This is a genomic window from Mycobacterium sp. pR1184 (assembly GCF_041287235.1).
In the GTDB taxonomy this organism is placed as follows: Bacteria; Actinomycetota; Actinomycetes; order Mycobacteriales; family Mycobacteriaceae; genus Mycobacterium.
Map to the genome: position 1 here is coordinate 403624 of NZ_JBGGKR010000002.1, position 10227 is coordinate 413850.

11 protein-coding genes and 1 pseudogene are annotated in these 10227 nt (G+C 65.0%); 5 read left to right on the plus strand and 7 right to left on the minus strand.

Annotation, left to right across the window (positions count from 1 at the left end; all coding sequences use genetic code 11):
* Positions 1–58: 58 nt before the first annotated feature.
* Entirely contained in the window at positions 59–1069 is a 1011-nt protein-coding gene (locus ACAG21_RS05145; protein WP_370494881.1) for a LacI family DNA-binding transcriptional regulator, read from the minus strand.
* Between the two features lie 202 nt (positions 1070–1271).
* Between ACAG21_RS05145 and ACAG21_RS05150 the strand changes: the two genes are divergently transcribed.
* On the plus strand, positions 1272–2222 hold the full coding sequence (locus ACAG21_RS05150; protein WP_370494882.1) for a C1 family peptidase: 951 nt from the start codon (positions 1272–1274) through the stop codon (positions 2220–2222).
* Between the two features lie 4 nt (positions 2223–2226).
* Here ACAG21_RS05150 and ACAG21_RS05155 read toward each other — a convergent pair whose 3' ends face one another.
* The 3 genes from ACAG21_RS05155 to ACAG21_RS05165 all read right to left on the minus strand — a co-directional run bounded on the left by ACAG21_RS05155 (position 2227) and on the right by ACAG21_RS05165 (position 4195).
* Entirely contained in the window at positions 2227–2682 is a 456-nt protein-coding gene (locus ACAG21_RS05155) for a PPOX class F420-dependent oxidoreductase (protein WP_370494883.1), read from the minus strand.
* 25 nt (positions 2683–2707) lie between these two features.
* Positions 2708–3547 (minus strand): mycofactocin-coupled SDR family oxidoreductase, encoded by an 840-nt coding sequence (locus ACAG21_RS05160; protein WP_370494884.1) that lies wholly within the window; start codon positions 3545–3547, stop codon positions 2708–2710.
* Between the two features lie 99 nt (positions 3548–3646).
* Positions 3647–4195 (minus strand): TetR/AcrR family transcriptional regulator, encoded by a 549-nt coding sequence (locus tag ACAG21_RS05165; protein ID WP_370495043.1) that lies wholly within the window; start codon positions 4193–4195, stop codon positions 3647–3649.
* A 149-nt stretch (positions 4196–4344) separates the two neighbouring features.
* On the opposite strand from ACAG21_RS05165, the gene ACAG21_RS05170 reads away from it, so the two are divergent.
* Positions 4345–4575 carry a ferredoxin gene (locus tag ACAG21_RS05170; RefSeq protein ID WP_370494885.1) on the plus strand — a complete coding sequence of 77 codons (231 nt, stop codon included), beginning with the start codon at positions 4345–4347 and terminating at the stop codon, positions 4573–4575.
* The gene (locus ACAG21_RS05175) at positions 4572–5852 is read left to right on the plus strand and encodes a cytochrome P450 (RefSeq protein ID WP_370494886.1); all 1281 of its coding nucleotides are present in this window, start codon (positions 4572–4574) and stop codon (positions 5850–5852) included. The genes ACAG21_RS05170 and ACAG21_RS05175 overlap by 4 nt, the downstream gene beginning before the upstream one ends.
* On the opposite strand, the gene ACAG21_RS05180 is transcribed toward ACAG21_RS05175, so the two are convergent.
* The gene (locus tag ACAG21_RS05180; RefSeq protein WP_370494887.1) at positions 5853–6350 is read right to left on the minus strand and encodes a hypothetical protein; all 498 of its coding nucleotides are present in this window, start codon (positions 6348–6350) and stop codon (positions 5853–5855) included.
* A gap of 380 nt (positions 6351–6730) precedes the next feature.
* Here ACAG21_RS05180 and ACAG21_RS05185 point away from each other — a divergent pair, with 380 nt between their 5' ends.
* Complete coding sequence (locus ACAG21_RS05185; protein ID WP_370495044.1) at positions 6731–7423, plus strand: M15 family metallopeptidase; 693 nt, start codon at positions 6731–6733, stop codon at positions 7421–7423.
* 59 nt (positions 7424–7482) lie between these two features.
* The gene (locus tag ACAG21_RS05190) at positions 7483–8289 is read left to right on the plus strand and encodes a methyltransferase domain-containing protein (RefSeq protein ID WP_370494888.1); all 807 of its coding nucleotides are present in this window, start codon (positions 7483–7485) and stop codon (positions 8287–8289) included.
* A gap of 2 nt (positions 8290–8291) precedes the next feature.
* On the opposite strand, the gene ACAG21_RS05195 is transcribed toward ACAG21_RS05190, so the two are convergent.
* Both ACAG21_RS05195 and ACAG21_RS05200 read right to left on the minus strand, forming a co-directional pair.
* Positions 8292–9830 (minus strand): amidase, encoded by a 1539-nt coding sequence (locus ACAG21_RS05195; protein ID WP_370494889.1) that lies wholly within the window; start codon positions 9828–9830, stop codon positions 8292–8294.
* 110 nt (positions 9831–9940) lie between these two features.
* Positions 9941–10222, minus strand: a pseudogene (locus tag ACAG21_RS05200) (SDR family NAD(P)-dependent oxidoreductase); the annotation flags it as partial.
* Positions 10223–10227: the final 5 nt, after the last annotated feature.

The window sequence follows — 10227 nt, forward strand, 5'->3', positions numbered from 1 at the left end:
CACGATTAAGCTAGTTACACGATTAAGTCAACCCTGGAGACATGGCGACAAACCGGGGTTAGGTGGATTCGCGTTGGATCAGGGCGACGAATTCGGTCGCACCGGCAGCGGGACTGTCGTCGACATCGAAATCGACGTCTAACCCGAGTTGCGTCATCAGGGCCGTGACGGCCTGTCTGGCGATCGCCTCGATATTGAACGACACCGACGTGAGAAGCGGGTCGCTGACGTAGCCGAGTTCTCCCGCATCGGCGCCGATCACCGCCACGTCGCCAGGGCACCGCAAGCCCAATTTGTGGATGCCGCGTAGGACCATCAGCGCGGTCAGATCGGTTTGCGCACAGACCGCTGTGACACCCGACTGTTTCCAGTCGTCCACGACGGCGGCGGCGCTGCCCCCGGTCGTCGGTACTGTTGCCGCCGCCACGTCGGGCAGACCAGCCTGCGATGCGGCGGCGCGAAGCCCGCTCAGCCAGTAGTCGCCTTGCGCCCGTAGTTTCTCGTCGCCCGAGTAGGCGAACGCCAGTTGGCGATGTCCGCGGCTGACCAGATGGTTGACCCAGACCCGGCCGAGGCTGTCATTGAGCGATTCCAATGTCTGCAGGTTCGCGCTACCCAGATAGACCTGCGGCAGTCCAGCGGCTTCCACGGCGTCACGTACCCGACCGCTGAGCGGGAACACGCTGGTCACCGCCATCGGCCGCAAATTGTGGATCGCATCGATGACGTCTTGCGCATCAGTGGTCTCCACCTGCAATGACAGCACCAGCCCACGTTGTGACAACGCGGCTGTCAGCCGGCTGGCCACCTCAATAAGCACCTCGCCCAGAGGCATGCGCGGCACCACGTAGAGCACCAGTCCGCTGCCGCCGGTGCGCAGGTGGCGGGCCACCAGGTTGGGCCGGTAACCCAGGTCCTTCGCCGCACCCAGGACGGCTGCCTTAGTTTGCGCCGAGATCGACTGGCCGGGAGCACCATTGAGCACATAGCTGACGGTTGCCGTAGACACCCCTGCGCGGCGCGCGACGTCGGCACTAGTCACCGGCCTGCGTGCGCCCGTGTTTTGCACCGCTACCTCCCTAACCGCATCGCGCACCATCATGGCAGCTGGCGGTGTCCCGGCGCGGTGTGCACCGCCCGGATCGGGGCGGTTAGGCGAACAGCAAGGCTCCATCAAGCCAGGTTCTGTAACGCCGGGCGGGCACGGGCCGTCGCAATTAGGTTATGAGGCGTCGATGGCAAACTCCGTCGCCTTCACCTAGGAGAACCCCGTGGATCCAAGGATCAGCAGGCGTTCGATGCTGAGCTTGTCGGCGGCCGGCGCCTTGGCCGTGGCGTTGTCCTCGTGCAGCGGGCCCGAGCAAGCCGCCGAGAAAATCGAAAACCAGAGCGAAGAACCGGCCGATCTCACCTCCTACGGATACGATCCGGACTCCGGAGAACCCGGGAAAACGGAAAAGCCCACGCACCGCGGCGAAGTGCCGCCGGCCGCGCACGTGCCGCAGGAGTGGCTGCCCCCGGTGGGGCGGCAAACCATGCCGAATTGCTTCGTGTGGGCTTCCGTATACGGCCTCGCGACGTTCTATGCGGCCCGCAAGAGCCGCATCCCGCCAACCAGTCCCGAGCGGCTGGCCGGACCCGACTACGCCTACATTCGATACGAAATCGCGAACAAAACGCCCGAAAACACCTGTCACGGCGGCCAAATCACCAAGTGCCTGGAATGGCTGCAAGCCAACGGCGGCACTCCGTCCCTGGCTGCCGCCCCGAACCGCAAGCCGGGATCCAAGGCAACGTGCGGAGTGGAATGGTCGCAGTATGGCTCGCAGCCCATCCCGCCGGATTCCAGCTTCCGCGTCCCCGAGTACAAGTTGACGCACATCACCGGGGCCGACGGATTGAACAATCTTCGTACGGTCATCGCGTCCGGCGTGCCGATCGCCTTCGGCACCTCGCTCTACACGGACTTTCCGCACTACCGCGGCCAACCGTCGCCGTATGTCGGGAATGGAAAGGTGAGTCGGGACCGCAACGGCAAGAAATCCGGTCATGTGATGCTCATCGTCGGCTACGACGACGCATACCCCAATAGCACCGGCGCGGTCCGGATTCAGAACAGCTGGGGAAGACGTTGGGGCCAAAAGGGGTTCGTCTGGATGGCCTACGACACCCTGGAAAAATTGGCTCAGGGACAAGGCGTCTACGTACCCGAGTCGGCTTGAGCCCCTACTTCGGTGGGAAACCGCCGGTGGCCACCGGACCCCAGCGGCGCGGCGTGACGCGGATCAGACACTTGCCCTGATCGACCATGGCACGGCGGTAGTCGTCCCAGTCCGAGTGTTCTCCGGCGATGACCCGGAAGTAGTCGACAAGCAGTTCCACCGCTTCGGGCAAGTCGATGACTTCGGCGTCCCCGTCGACTTGCACGTAGGGCCCGTTGAAATCGTCGGAGAGCACGAGCACGCTCGCCGACGGGGTGCGGCGGATGTTCACACTTTTGGCGCGCTGCGGATAGCTGGCGATCACGATGCGGCCCTGGTCGTCCACGCCACCGGTCACCGGGGAAGTGTGCAACGATCCGTCCGAACGGAAGTTGGTCAGCACCATCTTGTGTCGCGGCCGGATGAACTCGAGAAGATCGGGAAGACTGACCACGTCCGCGGTCGCCACTTTGGGAGCCATGAAGTCCAGGGTAGCCACCGCGCGCTTACTTGAGCATGCTCCCGGCGTCGACGGTAACGGGAAGACCTGTGATGTAACGGGATTCATCGGAGGCCAGGAACAGCACCGCGTTGCTGATGTCCACCGGCTCCACCCATCCGATCGGGAGGACGTGCATGAACTGCGCGGCGACCTTCAGATCGTCGGGACCGGGGTTTTCCAGATCCGGGCGAAACAGTTTCATCGTTCCCTCATTCATGAACATCGGTGTGTTCACGTTGGTGGGGTGCACGGAGTTGACCCGGATGAAGTGCTGACCGAGTTCGACGGCGAAGGTACGCATCAGGCCGACGACGCCGTGCTTGGCGGCGATGTAGTGACCGGTGTGCGGATACGCTTTGAGGCCGCCGACCGAGCTGGTGAGGATGATCGAGCCGCCTTGGCCTTGTGAAATCAGGTGTGGTACGCCGGCTTTGACGGTCTTCCAGACGCCCGAGAGGTTGACGTCGATCATGTCGTTCCAGTCGTCTTCACTGGTCTTGTCGAGTGTCTGGCCACCGTTTCCGATGCCGGCGTTGGCGCAGATGATGTCCAGCCGGCCAAGTTGCTCGACGCCGCCGTCCACCGCGGCTTTCAGCGCCGCAAAGTCGCGCACGTCGACTTCGGCGGTGACCACGCGACGGTTGAGGCCCTTGATCAGATCGGCGGTTTCAGCCAGGTCATCCGGTGTCGACGGCGGGATCACGCTGTTGCTGCTGACCGGCGTGCAGATGTCGACCGCGATGATGTCGGCGCCTTCGGCCGCCAGGCGCATCGCGTGGCTGCGTCCCTGCCCGCGGGCCGCGCCGGTGATAAACGCGACCTTGCCCTCGATTCGTCCACTCATGACCGCACCCTCGCTGCTCGGCTGTTACTGATCGATCGATCAGGAGCCTGGCACCAATCGCCCGCTCTTGTCAACAGCTGTGCCGTGCAGCGGCCGATGCTAGCCGCGCCGGGTCGGCGTGGGCGCTTTGAGCAGGCCCATCAAACGTGCCACGAATGCCCGTAATTCGTCGTGTCCCTGGGTGACGCCCACGGCGCTCTCGTTGCACAGGCTGCGGGCGGTCTGCGCGATCAGCATCGAGATCGCCATCGGGGGATACTCGTCGAGGTCGACGCCGTTGGCGCGGAGCACCATCGTGACCGCGGCCGTTTCGATGTCACGGACACGTTCGGCATACGCCTTCAGCTCGGCTCCAATTACCTTGCGATGGTTGGCTAATGCCATGAATTCGGCGTTGAGCGTCGTGAATGCCGAATCACTGTTGATCAGCCACAGCGCCTGCAGTGGATCGTCGTCGGAGAGCAAGGCGCGCATGCGGCTCAGGGCGACTTCCGCGCCGGCGCGCAGCACTTCGACGAATAGGTCGTCCATCGTCGGAAAGTAGTAATAGACCAGGGCCTGCTTGACGCCGGCCTGCGCGGCGACCCGCCGGGAAGTGGCTGCGGCATAACCTTCCTCGCGCATGATGCGGGCGGTCGCCTCGATCAGCTTTTCGCGCGCGCCGGCATCGTTGCGCCGAGCAGCCGGCGCCTGGGCTTTGCTTGACCGGTCTGCGCCGCGCGTGGTAGGCATACCGCATCCTAACAATTTGGTCGACCGATCAGTTTTTGGACTCGCAGACGGAGACGGAGGGGCAGATGCGTGTTCGGGTGGATCCGCGCCTGTGTGAGGCGCACGCCCTCTGCCTGGAGATCGCGCCGGAGGTTTTCGACCTGGGTGACGACGTGGCGACCTGCGACGAGCGCCCGGCCGAGTCGTTGCGGCACAGCGTGGAAGCCGCGGTGGCCGCGTGTCCGCGCCAAGCCATCAGCGTGGTCGCCGACGATGCGCCGGAATCTGTCGTTCCCGGAAAGGATTCGAACCGATGACCGATCTCGCCGACATTGACTACTTCACCGACGCCGCCACCGCCCAAGATCCCTACGCGTACTGGGACTATCTGCGGGAGCAGGGTCCGGTGTTCCGGGAGCCGCATCACGGCGTCGTCGCCGTCACCGGCTACCAGGAAGTCCAGGCCGCGTTCAAAGACGTCGATTCGTTCTCCGCGGTCAACGCGATCGGCGGCCCGTTTCCGCCGCTGCCGTTCACGCCGGAAGGCGATGACATCAGCGAGCAGATCGAAGCGCATCGCCACGAGTTCCCGATCTTCGAGCACATGGTCGTCATGGACCCGCCCGAACACGAAAAGGCACGTTCGCTGTTGGGACGGCTGCTAACACCGCGCCGGCTGCAGGAAAACAAGGACTACATCTGGCAACTGGCGGATCGGCAAATCGACGAGTTCATCGCCAACGGTCGCTGCGAGTTCCTCGGCGAGTACGCGAAGCCGTTCGCGACACTGGCGATCGCCGACCTGCTCGGCGTTCCGGACGAGGATCGCGCAAAGATTCGGCGCAATCTCGGGGCGGGCACCGCACCGGGTACCCGGGTCGGCGCTCTGGACCACGAACCGGTGGGGAGCAACCCACTGCAATACCTCGACGACTTGTTCAGCGGCTACATCGCCGAGCGACGCGAACGCCCACGCGAGGACGTGCTCACCGGGCTGGCCACCGCCACCTACCCCGACGGCTCGACCCCGCCACTGTTGGAGGTGGTCAGGCCGGCCACGTTCCTGTTCGCGGCGGGACAGGAGACGGTGACCAAGCTGCTGAGCTCGGCCGTACGGGTCCTCGGTGATCAGCCGGAATTGCAGCACCGTGTGCGCGCAGACCGGGACCTCGTCGGCGCATTCATCGAAGAGGCGTTGCGCATGCAGAGCCCGACCAAGGTCGACTTCCGGCTGGCGCGCAAGACCACCACGCTCGGTGGTGTGCACATCCCGGCGGGCACGGTGCTGATGCTGTGCCTGGGCGCGGCCAACCGTGATCCGCGAAAGTTTGACAATCCCAACGAGTTTCAGATCGACCGGAAAAATGTGCGTGAGCACATCGCCTTCGGCCGGGGGATCCACACCTGCGCGGGTGCGCCGCTCGCGCGGGTGGAAGGGCAGGTCACGATCAACCGGCTACTTGACCGCACCCGCAACATCGCGATCAGCGAGGCCGAGCATGGCGCGCCATCCAACCGGCGCTACGGCTACACGCCCACGTTTTTGCTGCGCGGGCTCGACGAAATGCACATCGAGTTCACCGCGGCCGATTAACTAGATCGGCGTGACGATTTCCGACGTGTAGAAGTCGATCGGTGTCTGCGAGTGCGGCGAGGGCCGGTCAACGAAAACCCATACGCCGGTGGAATTCGCGGCGATCGGGCCTTCCAGTGTCGTCGAGCCCGCGCCGCTGCCGTCGGTGTCCAGGCCGCCGGCGCTGACTCCGACGTCGCCGGCTCCGCAGCCTGCCGAAGTCCGGGGGGACTGGATCATCCTGACGTTGTAGTGGGCTCCCGGCTCGGCGGCAATCAGCTGCACCTGCGCGACGACCTTGTTGGATGCCGCTCTGCTGATGACGGCCTGGCCGCTGCCCTTCCCCATCGTCGGCACATTAACCGCCCAGGTGAAGTCGCACGCCCGGAATTTCGGGGTCAGGGGCACCAGCGCGCCACCCGAACTGGCATCCGCCGCCGCAACTCCCGTTGCGGCCCAGAATGTCGCCGGCGCAAGCATATTGGCGCCAACGAACAACAGCGCGATTATTCTTCGCATTTACTTCCTGACGCTTAATTCCTGCCAAAGATACAGCCCAAAACGTATCAAGATTAGTGAACGACGGCGCCTATAATTGGCAGACAGTTAGGCAACTCACATGTCGCGATGGATGCAATCCAGCTCACACTGTTGACTTCGCATCGTCGCACTTGGTCGTCCTCGACAAGGCATTTCACGTGCTGTCGGTAAATGACGTTGCCACCGCCGCCCCAATTGTCTGCGGGGCTTTTCCTGTATCAGGTCCAGCATGAAACGCGCGCGGCTCGATACCCGCTGTCGCACCTTTGAGCCGAACGCGAAGTGATCGTCGGCGACTTACCACCGCCGTCCTACCGGGTTAATCAACCACCAGCCACGACAATGGCTGCATGCGATGTATGCGCCTGGTCCTGTCGGTTGCGACAGCCGTCGGCCTGGTCGTGCAGTTCGGCGTCGTCGCCGGGCAGGCGAGTCCCGACGTGCCGCCCATCAGCGACGCGGCGCGCGCGGCCGGTTTCGTCGACGTTCGCACCGTCGTTCCCGACGCGATCATCGACCTGCGCTACGCGACGACCAACAACTTCACCGGCACGCAGTTGTATCCCTCCGACGCCCGGTGTCTGGTGCATCAATCCATGGCTACGGGGCTCGCGACCGCCGCGTCGGCGCTACGCCCGCAAGGGCATCTACTGGTGTTCTGGGATTGCTACCGTCCGCACGACGTCCAGGTCCGGATGTTCAACGTGGTTCCCAACCCGGCGTGGGTGGCACGGCCGGGCCCGTATGCGCACAGCCACGAGTCGGGACGTTCGGTGGACGTGACGTTCACCAGCGTGCAACCACAGTGCCCTGCGGAACGTCACGCCGACGGGCTATGCCTTGCTGACATGGGCACCGACTTCGACGATTTCACCCCGCGCGCAACGGCATTCGCGACGCAGGGTGTCAGTGCCGACGCCCAGGCGAATCGGGCCCGGTTGCGCGACGCGATGAAGTACGGCGGATTGTCCCCGTACTCGGGTGAGTGGTGGCACTTCGACGGTCCCGGCGCCGGCGTCGACCGCCCGATTCTCAACGTCCCCGTCGACTAGCGTCTCATATAGCGAGACACGAGTTCCATAATGTGGTGGCAGGCCGGTAGGCTTGCGCTATGAACGACCGGGCCACTTACACTCACGGACATCACGAGTCGGTGCTGCGTAGTCATCAGCGGCGCACGGCGCAGGATTCCGCCGGCTACTTACTGGCGTACCTCAAGCCCGGGCAGTCGTTGCTCGACGTGGGCTGCGGCCCCGGCACGATCACCGCCGACCTCGCCGACCTCGTGGCGCCCGGATTGGTCACGGCCATCGACCAATTCGCCGACGTCCTCGACGTGGCCCGCGCGGAGGCGCAGCGACACAACCTGTCCAACGTCTCGTTCGCGACCGCCGACGTCGAGCAGCTCGACATCCCGGACGGCACGTTCGATGTCGTGCACGCGCACCAGGTGCTGCAGCACGTCGCCGATCCGGTACGGGCGTTACGTGAGATGCGCCGGGTATGTGCGCCCGGCGGCATAGTCGCGGCGCGAGATGCCGACTACGCGGGGTTCATCTGGTATCCACGCCTTGCCGCATTGGACTTTTGGCGTGATATCTACCAGCAGGCCGCGCGGGCCAACGGCGGTGAGCCCGACGCGGGCCGGCGGCTGCTGTCCTGGGCGCTGGAAGCTGGCTTCGCCGACGTCACGCCGACGGGTAGCCTCTGGTGCTATGCCACAGCCGAGGCCCGCCAATGGTGGGGCGGCATGTGGGCCGACCGTATCCTGCACTCTGGCATCGCCAGTGACATACTGCGGTTCGGCCTGGCCACCACCGCGCAGCTCGAGGAGATCTCGGCGGCATGGCGGCAGTGGGCTGCCGCCGAAGACGGTTGGCTGGCGATCCCGCACGGCGAAATCATCTGCCGCGCATGAATTTATGACCTCAATGCCGGTGCCACCGGAAAGCCGCCGCACAGTGATTCGAACGCGTCGGCGAGCTTGAGCACGGTGGCGTCGTCGAAGTGCTTGCCCACCAGCATCATTCCTACCGGCAGCCCGTCGACCAGGCCGGCCGGCACCGAGATCGCCGGATGGCCGGTGATATCCATCGGCCCGGTGTTGAGGGCTTTGCCCATGGCGCGCGGGATCAGGGCGACGTCTCGCGGGCTGCCCTGCGGCAGCACATTGGCGAGACCCGGCACGGTGGGCATGGCCAGCACATCGTAATGCGTGAGCGCGTCGTCATAGTCCGCACTGACCCGCGGTATCAGATTGCGCGCCTTGGCATATGACGCTCCACCCAGCGTGTGCAGCCCGTAGTGGCCGGTCAGCGCGGCGACCTTGACTGTGCTGGAGAGTTCATCGGCCTTGGCAACTCGCTGTGTTGCGAAGTGCGCCATGAGTTCTGGGTCATAGAGTCCCTGCACGCCGGACCCGTACCCGTTGCCGTCCAACATCTGCGCGGTGCCGCCGTCGGTGAGGATGACGGCAAGTATATGCAGGGCGTTGAGGTGCCAGGGCACGCTGACTTCGCCGATGCTGCAGCCTATTTCGCTGAATCGCAGGACTGCCGATCGGACCACGTCGTCTACCGCCGGCGGCGAACCGGGCCATCCGAATCCTTCCAGCAGGATGCCCACCCGCAGACCGGTCACGTCGCCGGTGAGCGCGGCCCGGTAGTCGACCGCCGCCGGCTGCACGGACTGGCGCGGGTCGTTTCCGTCGGCTCCGGCCAGCACCGTGAGCAAGAGCGCGGCGTCGGCGACGCTGCGTGTCATGGGGCCCAGATGGTCGACCGTCCGCTCGATCGGGAACGCGCCGGTGTAGGGGACCAATCCGTGCGTCGGCTTGTGTCCGACGATGCCGCACAGCGAGGCGGGGATCCGGATTGAGCCGCCCTGGTCACCACCGATGGCCAGGTCGACTTGGCCGCTGGCTACCAATGCTGCACTGCCGCTAGACGATCCGCCCGTCTCTCGATCGGTATCCCAGGGATTTCGCACCGGCCCGGAGGCCGGTGTGAAGCTGGAGCCCGAACAGCACAGGTCCTCGCAGACGCTCTTGCCCGCGATCGTGGCCCCGGCGGCCAGCAACCGCTTAACCACCGTCGCGTCGCGGCCGGGGAGATAACCCTCCAGCGCCCGCGATCCGTTCATCATCGGGATCCCGGCGACCGCGATGTTGTCCTTGATCGCTACCGATCGTCCCGCCAGCGGGCCGTTCACGCCAGATGTGATCTCGGTGGTCACGTACCAGGCGCCCAGTGGATTATCGGCCGGTTGCGGGAACTGGTATGCGCGTTGCGGCACGTGCGAACGTTCGAACTTCTCGTAGAGCGCGTCGACCACGTCGTAAGAGGCCAACGTCTGCTCCACGGCTGCCAGGTAACCCGGTCGTTCTTCGGCGTTCAGGTGAAAGCCGAAATGCTGTGCAGCAGCTTCGATATCGGCAGCCGATGGCCGGGAAACCGTCATTTCGACCTCGTCGGGGTAGTCGGCGGTCGGTGCGTCCAGCAGCTTAGCTATTTATCCAGGAAAAGGTCGGGTATCGGCTGCTCGCCGCCGCCATAGCGAGGCAGGTCGGTGACATCGATGCCGCCGAACCGCTGCACCGCGGCGTCGACCACGCGCCGCACATTCTCTTCGCGGCGAACGTCGCCGTTGACCGCGTGCGCCTTACCGCCGGCGGCCTCGATCTCGGCGGCCGCTTGTGCACCGTCCCCGGCAGACGGGGATGTGGGGTGCCGGTCTTGGCCAGCAGCACCACGTTGGCGCCCTGGCGCGCCGCGCCGATTGTGATCGCGCGTCCGATGCCCCGGCTGCCCGGAGATCACCACTGTGCGGTCGGCGAGCTTGTTGTCGGCCAGCCCGT